Source organism: Thermogemmatispora sp. (genome assembly GCF_019683635.1).
GTDB lineage: Bacteria > Chloroflexota > Ktedonobacteria > Ktedonobacterales > Ktedonobacteraceae > Thermogemmatispora.
On sequence record NZ_JADGIA010000018.1, the window covers coordinates 1 to 14,736 of the forward strand.

Here is a 14,736-nt window from a genome sequence, read left to right on the forward strand (position 1 = left end):
TACTGCTAGCATCGTCAGTCCGCCCGCACCAGGGCCTTGCTACTTCCTGCTGTCACGGCCATCGCCAGATTGTTCTGGCCTCACTTTGAGCTGGGTGTTCGTATTGACACTATCTGCCTTCCAAGGAGGTTGAATGGTCTATTACATCTTGGTCCCCATCGGTGTGGGACTCCTCGCCGTGCTGTTTGCGGCCTTTTTGATCAATGACGTGCTGCGGAGAGATACAGGTACGCCTTCAATGCAGAAGATCGCGAATGCCATCTTCTCCGGCGCAACCGCCTTTCTCAATCGGCAGTATCGCACCATCGCATTGCTGGCGATCGGTGCGGCTGTGCTGGTGGCAGCCGCCCTGGCGCTCCTTGGCCAGGGTACGCTGGCTGTACGGTTCAATCTGGCCTGGCACACCGCTCTCGCTTTCCTGGTGGGAGCGCTCTGCTCTGGTATCTCGGGCTATACAGGCATGTACGTTGCCGTGAGGTCCAATAGTCGCACCGCCAGCGCAGCACGTCGCAGCCTGGGCGAAGCTCTGGTTGTCGCTCTGCGCGGGGGAGCTGTCTCCGGCTTCCTGGTGGTGGCGCTTTCGATACTGGGTGTCTCTCTGCTCTTCACCATCTTTGGCGGCCTCTCCAGCCCGGCCACGACGCCCTCGTTGATCGTTGGCTTTGGCTTCGGCGCCAGCTTCGTGGCCCTCTTCGCCCAGCTCGGCGGCGGTATCTATACCAAGGCCGCCGATATGGGGGCGGATCTGGTCGGCAAGGTTGAGGCGAACATTCCCGAGGATGACCCACGCAATCCGGCAGTGGTGGCTGATCTGGTGGGTGACAATGTGGGTGACTGCGCTGGGCGTGGTGCCGATCTCTTTGAGTCGACGGCGGCTGAAAATATCGGTACTATGATCCTGGGCGCCACCCTCTATCAGGCCACCGGTAACATCGGCTGGATGCTCTTCCCGCTGGTGCTGGGCGCCTTCGGGCTGATCGCCTCGGCTATCGGTGTGCTTTCGGTCCGAGCTTCGGCTGTGATTGAACCCGAGAAGGCGGCTGGCCGCGATCCCGGCCAGATTGCTATGCAGCGCCTGAATATCGGCTACTATATTACCTGTGCTCTCTCGCTTATCGGGATGTTCCTGGGCTGCTATTTGCTGCTCGGACAGAGTTCGGTCTCGGCGAACTATGGCTTGCCCGCCTGGCTCTGGTTCGCCCTGGCTGGTACGGTCGGTATTGCTTTGAGCATCGCCTTCGTCTTTATCACGCAGTATTATACCTCCGGGACCTGGCGCCCGGTGCGTGAGATCGCGGCGGCGACTCTGACCGGCCCGGCCACAACGATTATTAGCGGCATTACGGTGGGCTTCGAGTGCATCGTCCCGCCCGTGTTGGCGATCAGCGCCGCCCTGGGCCTGTCTTACTTTTTCGGCAGCCAGGTTCACATCCCGCTGCCTGCCCTGGGGTCCATCAATGTCAGCGGGATCTTCGGTACGGCTGTGGCCACCGTCGGTATGCTGATGAGCTGCGCCTACATCCTGACAATGGATACCTTCGGCCCGATTACAGATAACGCCGGCGGCATCAGCGAGATGAGTGGTCAGGAGGAGTCGGTGCGTGCCATTACGGATGCACTCGACAGCGTCGGCAATACTACCAAGGCTTTGACGAAGGGCTACGGCCTTGGGTCCGCTGCCCTGGCCGCCTTCCTACTCTTCAGCGCCTATCTGGATGTGCTCTATAGCTTCCGCCATGATGCGACGGTCTACCGCGTCGATCTGGCCAATCTGAGCACGTTCATCGCGGGTTTGCTTGGCCTCTCCTTGATCTTCTTCTTCAGCTCCCTGGCCATCCGGGCCGTGGGGAAGGCCGCCGGGCGCATGATCGAGGAGGTGCGCCGTCAGTTCCGCGAGAATCCGCGTATTATGGCGGAGAACCCCGATGAGCGTGTCGATCCAGATTACGCACGCTGCGTGGACATCAGCACGTCGGGCGCTCTGCGCGCGATGGTGCTGCCCGGAACGATCGCGGTCTTGACCCCGATCGCTGTGGGCGTGATTCTCGGCCCCCAGGCGGCTGCCGGCCTGTTGATGGTGGCAACAATGGGCGGTATCGTGGTGGCACTCTTCTTGAACAACGGCGGTGGCGCCTGGGATAATGCCAAGAAATACATCGAGGCTGGCTATCTGCGTGTGAATGTGAAAGGGGAGATCGTCCCACCCGACGATCCCGAGGGGATCGTTCTGGGTAAGAAGAGCGAACCGCATAAGGCGAGCGTGATCGGCGATACGGTCGGCGATCCCTTCAAGGATACTGCCGGTCCATCGCTGCACGTGCTCATTAAGCTGCTCAGCACAATCACGCTGGTGCTGGCTCCTCTCTTCTACTTCCTGCATGTCTAGCTCCTGGCGGACAAGCAGAGCAGGCAGGGATAGATAAAGGAGGTCGGTCACGGATAGGCTCGTCCAGCCAAATCAGGGAGAAGAGGAGAGTGACGGGCCGGGTATGATCTTGCCAGGGTTGTCACCAGGCCCGATCTGGTGCTCGGGCGCTGCTTTGCCCGGGGCCCCCTCTGCGCTCGCCATGCATCATGTGGGAAGCATGTTCGGAAGGCAGACATGGCCTGGCGAGCTTGCTCCGCGCCGATATTCCGCTGGCTGCGGACTGCAAGCACCGCCTGAGATGAGATAGAGAAAGAAAGGGACGGAGGAAATTCCTTACGCGGAGTTCCTCCGTCCCTTTTTGCTCTGCCACCTGCTTTTCGCTGTCCTGCCAGCCTAAAAGCAGGCTGGCAGGGCAGGTCGGCTGAGGGAGGGTGATCCTCAAGCCTCAGCTTAGCATTCGCTGTGGCCGCAGCTATAGCACTTGCGACAGCCTTCTTCGTAGACCATCGTGTTGCAGCCGCATTGCGGGCAAAGGTTACCGGTGACATTGAGGTAACCGATATGCAAGGCTTCGCCAGCACTGTTGCTCTGGCCTTCGTTCTCTGGCTGATGATGGAGCGAGGCCGGAGTGTTCGAGCCGTTTTCGAGCATCTCTAGATGCAGCTCCAGCGCCCGGGCCACGGCGTCCGGCAGCGAGCGAATCTGCTGCGGACCGAAACCAACAGAGCGGCTGCCGGCAATGCCACGCAGCTGCTCGGCCACTTCACGCATGCGATCCACCTGCGAGAGCGGGCTGGGAATGCGCAGGATGAGCGAGATGAGTCGCCCCAGGGCTTCCGCCAGAGCCAGGATGTCGCTGCCGGCTTTGCCGACGTTGACGAAGACTTCCAGCGGGCCGTGCTCATCGCTGTTGATGGTGACGTTGACTTTGCCCTCGGGAGCGCGAATCTTGCGGGTGTAGCCATGCAGGACCTCGGGCGGGGGCTTGATCATCGGTCCGAGGCTCGCCCCTTGCTCAGACCTGCTCTCGCTCTGAGGCGGCTGTGCCTGCTGTTGTTGTTCCGCCTTCTTGTCTTCGATATGGGAGAGTACTCCAACTCGTGATCCGTCGCGCATATAGGTAATGCCTTTACAGCCAAGCTCATAGGCCAGCGTGTAGAGCTTTTTGACGTCTTCGACCGTGTGGCTGTTGGGAGCGTTGACGGTCTTGCTGATGCTGGCGTCGGTATACTTCTGAATGGTGGCCTGGACACGCACATGCTGCTCTGGCGTGAGGTCGTTGGCAGCGACGAAGTAATCAGGGGTCGGTTCGCCCGGATGTTCATCACGCCAGGCTTTGAAGAGCGGATGGTAAAGTACATGCTCGCCTGTGCGATCGCGGCGCACCATAGCGAAGTCGTAGACCGGCTCAATGCCGGAGCTGACGCCGGCAAAGAGGCTGGTGGTGCCCGTCGGCGCCTGGGTCAGCAGAACGGCGTTACGGATGCCTTGCTTGCGAATCTTCTCCTGGATGGCTCTGGGCAGACGCTGGATGAAACGCCCCTGCATGTATTTCTCGCGGTCGAAGCGCGGGAATGGCCCTTTTTCTGCAGCGATGTCCGCCGAGGCATCGTAGGCCGCGTCACGAATGGTGCGATAGATGCGCTCTATGACTGGGATGGAGCGGTCGCTGCCGTAGGGGACCTTCATCTTGATGAGGGCGTCGGCCAGGCCCATCGTGCCCAGGCCGGTGCGTCGCGTAGCCATTTGCGCCTGACGGTTCTCTTCGATAAAGTACTCGTTGGCGTCGATGACGTTGTCCAGGAAGCGCATGGCAACACGAGCAGTCTCGGCAAGCTGCTGATAGTCCATCTCGCCGTCTTTGACAAAGGCTGCCAGGTTGAGCGCCCCCAGGTTGCAGACGCCCCAGGGCGGTAAGGGCTGCTCTCCGCAGTTGTGCACAACGAGACCATTGGCGATGAAGAGGTGCCTCTGCGGTTCAACAAGGTCGTAAACCAGCTCTTCACCGTCGGGTTCCAGGCTCTCGAAGGTCGCCAGATAGTCGGCTGCTTCCTCGGCCTCGGAGAGCATGCTCTGGGAGGCCACGGCGCTCAAGAGGCGCTGACGACTGGCAGGCCGGAGGCCAATCTGGTCGCTGAAGCGCCGCAGATGGCTGCCGCTGATGCGGAGTTCGTCGCCCGCCTCCCCTGGCTGGCTCAGCGGCTGAGGCTGAATCGCGGAGAGAATGGCGAAGTTCAGGAGAAGACGCTGAACATCTTCGAGCAACGTGCGCGGGCATCCGCAGAGGCGCAGCGTGTAGCCGTTCTGGCTGTCGCAGCTGAGGCTTCCAGCCAGAGAGAAGAGCATCGCCAGGAAACCCTGCTGCATGGCGCGATTGCCACGCAGGATGGCGGCGGGCAGGCGCTGGCCTAGTGTTGATTCTTCGACGGCGCTGAGCGCCTGGGCCTGAGCCAGGGCGTCGCTGGTGAGCGTCGGGGCGGGGGCTGGTAGACCGTTAGCAGTGACGCTCAGCCAGGCCAGGGCCTGGCCCACTTCGGCATTGCCTTCTGTCCCAAAGGCACCACCCTGCCGCAGCAGATAAAGCTGCTCGCCCGGACGGAGGTCAGCGGCAGCTTTCCAGCCGCTCGTGGTAAGGACCCGGTGATCAGCGGTGAGGCGCAGGCTGTAGCCTTCGCGCGTGCGCAGCCGGTAGACGGGCTTGATCCCCGTGGGGAAGACGGGGCTGGCCAGGCGAAGCCGACTGCTACGTCCTGACGCTCTCTGCTTGCCTCCACTGGCACGGGGAGCGCTACCGACAAGCGCCTCCGCTGGCAGGTCCACATCTTCTGAGACGATCTGTACGGGCAGCCCGCTCTGGGCCAGCTCGCGTGCCGGAATGAGGCCCGCACTGGTGTAGATGAGCGTCTCACCGGTGACACAGGGGTTGACGCAGTTGATTTTTTCGTAGTACCAGGTATTGGCTTCTTTGTTGCAGCGGTCCATGAAGACGACGCCTGGCTCGGCGGACTCCCAGGCCGATTTGCAAATCAGGTCCCAGAGGTCGCGCGCGCGGACCGTCTTCTTGACTTCGCCCTGCCAGATCAGGTTCCACGGCTCGTCGTTCTTGACAGCCTGCATGAAGCGATCAGAGATGCAGACCGAGAGGTTGGCGTGCTCGATCTTGCCTTCGGTGCGCTTGACAGTGATGAACTCTTCGACGTCAGGATGGGTGTCGTCCAGCATGAGCATGAGGGCGCCGCGCCGTGAGCCTCCTTGCTGGATGACATCGCCCGTGGCCACCGAGTAGAGCTGCGCCCAGGAGCAAGGGCCAGAGGCCGTGCCGTTGACGGTCTTGATGTAGGAGCCACGGGGCCGCAGGGTCGAGAGGTTGATGCCCACACCACCGCCACGGGCCATGATCTCGGTCATGATCTTGAGGTTGTCAAGGATACCCTGGCGGCTGTCTTCAGGGCTGGGAATGACGTAGCAGTTGTAAAAGGTCACCTGATGGCCAGAGCCAGCCCCGGCCAGAATACGCCCACCCGGTACAAATTTGAAGTCGTCCATCGCCTCATAAAAGCGCTTCTCCCAGTAGGCACGCAGCTCCTCCGTCTTCTCCACCGCCGCGATTCCCCGCGCCACACGCGCCCACAGCTCTTCGGGATAGTGCTCCAGAGGCTGGCCACTGGCATCCTTGAGCGAATAGCGATCCAGAAAGACTTTGAGACGAATACCTTCTAGCTGTGTCCGCTTCGCTATATCACCAGGCGCTTTGGGAGTCTTCGACTCCTGCTGCTCTAACATGCTGCCTTACTCCTCTCTTAAATTACAGCTCGTCAGTCGCCGCCCGCCTACCACACACTACTACACCATGCGCTCGATGCGCCGCGTCTCCCGGTGCCGGACGCACGACAAAGAAAGGGCAGGTAAGAAATAGGACTCACCAAATCATGCGGCGCCGGAAGCCCCGGCGTTCACGCCTGGGGAGGAGGCGCCGCACCCTCCTTTCGTCTCCCCGGAAGGCCCGGCTGCCTCCTCTTGCCCAGCGCGCAAACCATGATCCTTTCCTCCCTTACGGGACCCCTTACGGGGCTGGTGACGGGTCCGGGCGGACTCTCCCGGACCGCTCCCCTCGCCCATGTTGCCAGCCGGCCTCTGCCCCGACCCGTTTCGCCCACACCCCGAAGGTTGTCTGCAGCCGGGACTTCCAGGGTCCGGAACTGGGGAAGCATCCCGGAGTGGGTCGTTGACCTGCCGGCAACGGAGCGGCGTCCTCGCCTTGTCCTTCGGCTCAACCGCTTGGGCTGGTCAGAGACGGGCTTGTAAGATTCCCTGCAAGCCCCCGGCTTGAGCCGTGGGGTCTCTGACTTCTAGAGAACTTGTCCTGCAGGCAAGTTATCGGCTATGATTTCCCCGGTCGACCTTCCTCGGGACAGTATACTAGGAAACCTCCCCGATTACAAGCCTTTGTCCACAAGATATTGAGATTTTCCCATCTCCAGACACAACATATTGAGAGATATTGAGACGTGGTATGATAAGGGGGTGTGGTCAGTTTAGCCAGCAAGCGCAGAGCGGGTGGAGAGCAAGGTCACGATGAGAGGGGGAAGACTGGGCCAGAAGGGGAGGCTCCCCGGCTGACCGCAGCTAGCTAGCTGGCTGGCCGGCCAGGCCGGATCATGTATTGCTTGCTCTGGAGGATTTGACAGCGTTATGCGGGCAGAGATTATTTCCTGTGGCACCGAGCTGCTGCTCGGCCAGATCACTGATACCAATGCCACCTACCTGGCACAGAACCTGAGCGGTTTAGGGATCGATCTCTATTTTGTCTCCCAGGTCGGGGATAATTTAGAGCGTATCGTCGAGACGCTGCGCCGTGCCTGGGAGCGCTCTGAATTGATCATCATGACTGGTGGCCTGGGGCCAACCGAGGACGATCTGACGCGCGAGGCCATCAGTACGCTCTTGGGTGAGCGCATGCAGGTTGACCCAACCCTGGAGGCTGAGCTGCGCGCCTGGTTTGCCGCCCGCGGCGTCCAGATGCCCGAGCGCAACGTCAAGCAGGCCACCCTCATTCCCTCGGCGCGCCCCCTGCCGAATCCCCTGGGCACGGCGCCCGGCTGGTGGGTTGAGAAAGAGGGCCGCATCATCGTCGCCATGCCGGGGGTGCCGCGCGAGATGTATCGCATGTGGGAGGCTGAAGTAATTCCGCGCCTCAGCCCCTATACTGGGGGACTGATCTTCACGCGCATTCTCCGAGTAACCGGCCTGGGGGAGTCGACGGTTGAGCAGCGGCTGGAAGCCTTCATTCATGCAAGCAATCCGACAGTAGCCACCTATGCCAAGAGCGATGCCGTGGATGTGCGCGTGACTGCCAAAGCGGCCAGTCGCGAGGAGGCCGAGCGTTTAGTCAGAGAAACAGAGGCGCGCATTCGCGAGGTGCTGGGCGACTACATTTTCGGAGTCGACAAGGAGACGCTCCCGAGCGTGGTCGGCACCATGCTGGCCCAACGCGGTCAGACCCTGGCGGTCATGGAGAGCTTTACAGGGGGACTGCTCTCCAGCCTGATTACCGATGTACCTGGCAGCTCGCGCTACTTCCGCGGCGGTCTGGTAGTCTACAGCCGCCCTGCAGCTCTGGAGATGGGTCTCCTCTCTGAGCTCATCGAGCAGGCCGGCCTGGTCAGCGAGGAGACGGCGCGCGTCATGGCCCAGCTCGCCCGGCAGCGTCTGGGAGCAGACTACGGCATCGGGATTACCGGCGTGGCAGGTCCCGAGCCGTTCGAGCAGAAACCTGCTGGCACCCTGGTTATGGCCATCGCCGGACCTGCAGGTCTGGTGACTTCCAGCGGCAGCGGCTGGCGCGGCAGCCGCGAGGACCAGAAGTACCGTTCGGCCCTCGCCGCCCTGAATCTGCTCCGCCTCCACCTGCTGGGCATTAAGAAGGCGCAATAGCAACGCCTGGCTGGGAGGCGGTCCACTTCTTCATCTCCCACCAGTCGGCAGTCTGCTTTTGCTGTCTGCCCCTTGCCAGAAGACCAGCCTGAGTGCTATCATTACCACGCCCTGCAAGCGCGCTCAAATAGTAGGTCCGCTCCAGCCTGTAGAGGGCGCAAGCGATCGCAGGTGACACGACACATTGACGACTCCCTCTGGCTTGGGGCCAAGATTGATGGCACCTTGCTAGCTGAACTGATGCTGGTGCGCTATGGAGAGATCTGGCCAGAAGACAACGGAGCTGCAGAGAAAGGACCGCGCCACCCGCAGGAAACCGGCGCGGTCCCGTTTTCCTTTTCGCTTGAGCCGCTCATCGCCTCTGATCCGGCTACTGGCGGTCCTCGGCCCAGGTTTGATTGCGGCCAACGCGGGCAACGACGCTGGGGGTATCGCGACCTACTCGTCTGCGGGAGCCAACTATGGCTATAACCTGCTGTGGGCCCTCTTCATCAGCAGCTTTTTTGTGGCCGTGATTCAGGAGATGTGCGCCCGCATGGGCGCGGTCACTGGCAAGGGGCTGGCCGATCTGATCCGCGAGGAGTTCGGGGTACGTTGGACGGCGCTCGCTATGCTGGCTCTGCTGATCGCCAATACCGGCATCACGATTTCAGAGTTCCTTGGCATCGGCGCCAGCGTGCAGGTGCTGGCCCACGACGTGCACACACCCTGGCTCTATGTGACTGTCCCTGTCTGCGGCCTCTCACTCTGGTGGCTGGTGATCAAAGGGTCCTACCGGCATGTCGAGAAAGTCTTTATTGCCATGTCCCTCGGCTTCCTCTCCTACATTCCCGCCGCCTTCGTTGCGCATCCTGACTGGGGGGCAATTGCTCATCAGAGTGTGATCCCCAACTGGAGCTGGGATAGCGGCTACCTGCTGATGGCGGCGGCCCTGGTGGGGACGACCATCAGCCCCTATATGCTCTTTTATGTGCAGTCCGCTGTCGCGGACAAGGGCATTCATGCTGGCGAGTATATCTATGAGCAGATCGACGTCTACAGCGGGACGCTCTTCGCGACGATCATTTCTTTCTTCATCGTTGTGGCCACGGGGGCGACGCTCTTCGTCTCTCATCACCCGGTGAGCACGGCTCTGGATGCGGCTTTCGCTCTGCGCAACCTGGCCGGCCCCTACGCCTCGCTCCTCTTCGGCATCGGCCTCTTTGGCGCTTCGCTGCTGGCGGCGGCAGTCTTGCCCCTCTCGACGGCTTACGCTATCTGTGAAGCTTTCGGGTTTGAGCGCAGCCTCTCGCGCAGCTTCCGTGAGGCGCCCGTCTTCCAGGGCCTTTTCACGGCGCTGATCGCGCTTGGTGTTCTGGTAACCTTGATTCCCGGCCTGCCCATCTTCCAGGTGCTGATTGTACTCCAGGATATCAATACGGCCATGCTGCCGATTATCCTGGTCTTCATTATTCTCCTGGTCAATAATCGCCGCCTGATGGGTAAGCATAAGAATTCGCTGCTGTTCAATATCTTCGGCTGGGCAACCGTCCTGTTCGTCTCCGTCCTGACCCTGGTCTTGCTGATCGTCAATCTCTTGCCTCACTGAGGTCTGAGCAGGGAAAGCAGGCAGGGACCTCTCTCCATTGCCCCATCCACCCCCAGCTCGCTCACACGCTTAATCTGACCCGCTGTAGACTCCCTCCACGATCTCAACAATCGATCCCTCCTCTGGTAAACAAGCTTTTTTGGCCGACGTGTGCTAGAATAGTATTACATTAGTGCAGCAAGAAAAGGAGGAGAGAGGCCAGAAACATGGAGCGAGATCCAGGCCAGGCCCACAGCTATGCAGCCCAGGGCGATCGCAATGAGCCGACTGCCTCGCTCGAAGGGACCATTGACTATACCCATCCCGACTTTTACCGCCTCTCGCCTGATTGGCCCCCCAGCCCTGCCCCTGCAGCAATAGCAGGCCAGGCAGAGCTGCAGCCTTATCGTAGCCCGGCGGATGTGATGCGCTATACCTCCGACGAGGCTCAAGGTCAGGTTGAGAGCACTCTAGCAGGGACGACGGAAACAGGTCCATCCACGACGGGGATCAAAGGGAAGAAAGGACTGGCTGGCCTGGGCGGCAGCCTGGCAGCATTGCTGGCTCTGCTCCTGAAGTTTCAATGGCTCGGCTGGCTGCTGAAATTCGGCTGGGCCGGCATCTCAGCGCTGATCTCGCTGGCTTTCTATGCAATGATCTTCGGCTGGGCCTTCGGCCTGGGGATCGTGGTGCTGCTCTTCGTGCACGAGCTGGGGCACGCCATTGTCATTAAGGCCAAAGGTATCCCCCTCGGAGGCATGATCTTCATTCCTCTGCTGGGGGCTGCGGTGCTGATGAAGCGCCATCCCCAGAATGCCCGCGACGATGCTGAGATCGGTATCGCAGGACCAGTGGCCGGTGCGCTAGGCTCCGCCGTTTGTCTGCTGCTGGCCTGGCTCCATCCGGCGGGCGTCTGGGCGCCTCTCGCCTACTTCGGCTTCTTTATCAACCTGTTGAATTTGATCCCTGCCCCGATGCTGGATGGCGGGCGCATCATAGGAGCAATCGATCGTCGCCTCTGCCTGGTCGGCCTGTTGCTTTTGCTGGCTTACCAGATCTGGCTCTGGATCAATGGCGACTTCTCTCCCTGGCTGTTCTTCTTGCTGGCCATCGGCGCCGTCGCCCTCTGGACACAACATACCGAAGAGGCTTTTCGCCCGCGCCACTACTACGATGTCCCCCTGCGCTTCCGCATTGCCATAGCCGTGGCCTACTTCGGGCTGATTATCTTACTCTCCCTCGCTATGACACTCGCACGCAGCCTGATTATCCCCTATAGCCTCTAATTAACCTCTTTGCCCTACCATCATCCAGATCCTTTCTTCCCACAAGCAGCGTTGTCTAACGCTTCGAAGAACGCGGTGGCAAGGGTCGAGGGCTTTTTGGCCCTGTGGGGACAGAAATGTCGGCGGCACCCAGACTGGTAACAAGGGAGAAGGAAGGGCACAGGCAGGCATCACTGCTGCGGCGTGCCTTAGATTGCTGCTCTTTCTTAAGCCGGCGCTCCAGCGCTACGATCCTCTCGCTGGCCTGTTCGTGAGCAAGCTGCTCCATCGTGATTCCTCCTTTTCGATTCTGCCCGGCCATCGTGCCTGCGCCCGGCTCCCCCGGAACTGAGAGCAGATCGCGATGGAGTAGGCTGCGACTACAAATTCGTTCAGGCGTGCGCCTACGACTTCTTTCCAGGTAGACTGCGAGCCTGACCTGCTGGCCGTCCGTCGTGCCGGGTGAGAGTGATCCGCGCTCGACCGGGACGGCCTGGCACCCATTACTTTTTATTGGGCTTGCTCCTGGTTGAGGGTTGCACGACTACGCACTGCAACGCCGGCCAGGCGCTCTAAGACCTTGAGCAAAGCGGTATAGTCTTCGCGGCCATAGCCCTGGGCGCGGGCCATCTCATAGAGCTGGCGCGTCAGCCCCGTCAATGGCAGAGGCGTCTGATACTGCGCCCCCAGTTCGAGCGCAAGATTGAGATCCTTCTGCAAGAGATCGGTCATGAAACCGGGCTGAAAGCTGCCCGTAAAGGCGCGCATGGGGAATTGATTGGCAAGCTGCCAGTTGGCTCCGGTGCTGACGTTGATAATGCTAGCCATCAGTTCGACATCGGCGCCGGCTTTGACTCCCAGCACCAGGGCCTCGGCGGTGGCCGCCGCAATCACTCCGGCCAGCATATTGTTGACCAGCTTGACAACCTCTCCAGCCCCCGAGGGACCCACATAGAAGATGCGCTCGGCCTTCCCCATCGCTTCTAGCAAGGGGCGGACCCGCTCGAAGATGTCGCGCTCGCCTCCGACCATAATGGCCAGCGTGCCAGCGATCGCTCCTTGCGAGCCTCCACTCACCGGCGCATCCAGAAAATAGACTCCGCGCTCACCAGCGAGCTGTGCCAGGCGTCGGCTCGTTGCTGGCGCAATGGTGCTCATGTCAATGATGATCAATCCCTGCCGCGCCCCCTCCAGAATGCCATCGGGACCAGTGACCAGTTGCTCAACATCCTGCGAGGTGGGAACCATCGTGATGACGACCTCGACTCCAGCGGCCAGCTCGCGCGGCGAAGGGACCAGCCTGGCCCCAGCCCCGAGCACTTCCTGAACACCAGGCTTCTCAGGATGACGAGCATACACCGCGACTTCATGCCCGGCCTTGAGCAGATTGAGCGTCATCGGACGCCCCATTGTCCCGATTCCAATGAAGCCGACCTTCATCCTAGATATCACGCCCTTTCTTCGTCAATCGATACAGCCCTGCCTGGCTGCGCTCCCCGGCATTCTCTTCCGACCCACCCCGATCGAGCCACATCGCGCCATTGGTGTGCCCGAGGCGTTCCTTCCTTTGGCTTCATTCTTCTGAGGTCGTCGCGAGAATCGCCTCGCTCTGGCCCATCTCGACCTCGACAACGACAGCCCCTCCCTGGACGACGTCGCCCTCATGATAATAGATGCGCCGTACGACGCCATCGTAGGGAGCAGCGATGACATGCTCCATCTTCATAGCGCTCAGAATGACCAGCACCTGGCGCTGCCTGACAGGCTCACCCTCGCTGACCTGCACTTTGACAATGGTCCCCGCCATTGGGGCCGTCAGGCTCTGACCTCCGCGCTGGCCACGCCCCCGCAGGCTGCTCTCAATAGCCGGCGGCTGCGGTCGTAGCAGGCGATAGAGCCGTCCCCGCAGCATGACCTGCGTCTCACCAGGCAGGCGGAAGAGCTGGACACGCTCACGCCGCGCCCCACGTTGCAGGCAGAGCGCCCCATCCGGCGCCAACTGCGGCAGCACTTCCTCCGGCTCGCCCCCGTCAATCTCGATCCTCCAGCTTCCACCGCTGCCAGGCAGGCGTTCAAGACAAACCTGATGCTCTTCTCCCTCATAGAGATAGCGCAGCAGTTGCCCATTCCCCCCCAGGCGCCAGGGGCCAAGCCGCCGCCAGGGATTGCGCTCACCGCGCTTCTCATCCAGCACTTCGGCCAGGGCCGCCGCGCATAGCACCGAAGGCAAAGCCTCCCGCTCCCGTAAGGCCCCCGGCTCAAGCAGCCCCTGCTCTTCCAAAAAGCTGGTGTAGGTCAGGCCCTCGCGGAAGGCCGCGTTCTCAGTAATGGCATGCAGCAAGGCGCTGTTCGTCTTGACTCCGAAGACCGCCAGCTCCTCCAGTAAGGCTCGCATGCGCGCGATGCTGGCCTCGCGATCTTCACCATAGGTGATCAGCTTGGCCAGCATCGGATCATAGAATTGACTGACTTCAGAGCCGCTTTCCACGCCGCTATCAATGCGCACACCAGGCCGCTGCGGTGCAAAAAAACGGAATACCTTGCCAGTGGAGGGAAGAAACTGCTGCTCGGGATCTTCAGCGTAGAGGCGCATTTCAAGGGCGTGGCCACGCGCTACCAGCTCCTCTTGACGCAGACGCAACGGCTCGCCAGCGGCGATGAGAATCTGCTGGCGCACCAGATCGAGGCCCATCACCAGCTCAGTGATCGGGTGCTCAACCTGCAAGCGCGTGTTCATCTCCAGAAAATAAAAGTGCTGATCGCGGTCAAGCAAAAACTCAAGTGTACCGGCATTGACATAGCCCGCAGCGCGGGCAATCCGTACGGCAGCTTCCCCCATGCGGGCGCGCAGGGCCGGTGTTAGAGCCGGCGACGGGCTTTCCTCGACGATTTTCTGATGGCGGCGCTGGATCGAACATTCGCGCTCCCCCAGATGGACAACCTGACCGTAGGCATCAGCCAGTATCTGGAACTCGATGTGACGAGGCTGCTCCAGTAAGCGCTCCAGAAAGACCGTGCCATCTCCAAAGGCCGCCAGCGCCTCGCGCTGCGCTCCCTCCAGCTGAGCCGGGAGGTCTTCCAGCGAGCGCACCACGCGCATCCCCTTACCCCCACCGCCAGCCGCCGCCTTGATCAAGAGCGGCACCCCGATGCGTTCCGCTTCCTGCAGCAAACGCTGCGGGTCCTGTTGAGGACCATCATACCCCGGGACAGTCGGCACACCTACTTGCTGCGCCACCTGGCGCGCGGCAATTTTCGACCCCATGAGACGCATAGCCGAGGCAGGGGGACCGATGAAGACCAGGCCAGCCTCTTGGCAGGCTTCGGCAAAGGCCGGGTTCTCTGAGAGGAAACCATAGCCGGGATGGATTGCCTCCGCCTCGGCCTGTCGAGCCGCCGCTATGATGGCCTCAATGCGCAGGTAGCTCTCGCTGGCAGGTGCAGGACCGATCGGATAGGCTTCATCGGCTTCGTAGACATGCGGAGCCTGGCGATCGGCCTCTGAGTAGACGGCGACGGTACGAATGCCCATTTCCCGGCAGGTGGCCATGATACGGCGCGCAATCTCTCCTCGATTGGCAATCAAAATCTTCTTGAACATC

The 14,736-nt window shown here is 61.1% G+C and carries 7 protein-coding genes; 4 read left to right on the forward strand and 3 right to left on the reverse strand.

Annotation, left to right across the window (positions count from 1 at the left end; genetic code table 11):
* Positions 1-133 precede the first annotated feature (133 nt).
* Positions 134-2,386, forward strand: a complete 2,253-nt coding sequence (locus IRZ31_RS03800; RefSeq protein ID WP_297149699.1) for a sodium-translocating pyrophosphatase — start codon at positions 134-136, stop codon at positions 2,384-2,386.
* A gap of 432 nt (positions 2,387-2,818) precedes the next feature.
* On the opposite strand, the gene IRZ31_RS03805 is transcribed toward IRZ31_RS03800, so the two are convergent.
* The gene (locus IRZ31_RS03805; RefSeq protein WP_297149702.1) at positions 2,819-6,151 is read right to left on the reverse strand and encodes a ribonucleotide reductase N-terminal alpha domain-containing protein; all 3,333 of its coding nucleotides are present in this window, start codon (positions 6,149-6,151) and stop codon (positions 2,819-2,821) included.
* Positions 6,152-7,060: 909 nt separating this feature from the next.
* On the opposite strand from IRZ31_RS03805, the gene IRZ31_RS03810 reads away from it, so the two are divergent.
* The 3 genes from IRZ31_RS03810 (at position 7,061) to IRZ31_RS03820 (ending at position 11,155) form a co-directional block, all read left to right on the forward strand.
* Positions 7,061-8,302: a competence/damage-inducible protein A gene (locus IRZ31_RS03810; protein ID WP_297149705.1), complete on the forward strand. Its 1,242-nt coding sequence runs from the start codon at positions 7,061-7,063 to the stop codon at positions 8,300-8,302.
* Between the two features lie 253 nt (positions 8,303-8,555).
* Positions 8,556-9,890 carry an Nramp family divalent metal transporter gene (locus tag IRZ31_RS03815; protein WP_297149708.1) on the forward strand — a complete coding sequence of 445 codons (1,335 nt, stop codon included), beginning with the start codon at positions 8,556-8,558 and terminating at the stop codon, positions 9,888-9,890.
* 206 nt (positions 9,891-10,096) lie between these two features.
* A complete protein-coding gene (locus IRZ31_RS03820) occupies positions 10,097-11,155 on the forward strand; it encodes a site-2 protease family protein (protein ID WP_297149710.1) in 1,059 nt (352 codons plus the stop codon).
* Positions 11,156-11,644: 489 nt separating this feature from the next.
* On the opposite strand, the gene IRZ31_RS03825 is transcribed toward IRZ31_RS03820, so the two are convergent.
* Both IRZ31_RS03825 and IRZ31_RS03830 read right to left on the reverse strand, forming a co-directional pair.
* Positions 11,645-12,586 carry an NAD(P)-dependent oxidoreductase gene (locus IRZ31_RS03825; protein ID WP_297149713.1) on the reverse strand — a complete coding sequence of 314 codons (942 nt, stop codon included), beginning with the start codon at positions 12,584-12,586 and terminating at the stop codon, positions 11,645-11,647.
* 121 nt (positions 12,587-12,707) lie between these two features.
* Positions 12,708-14,735, reverse strand: a complete 2,028-nt coding sequence (locus IRZ31_RS03830) for an acetyl-CoA carboxylase biotin carboxylase subunit (protein WP_297149717.1) — start codon at positions 14,733-14,735, stop codon at positions 12,708-12,710.
* Between the last annotated feature and the right edge of the window lies 1 nt (position 14,736).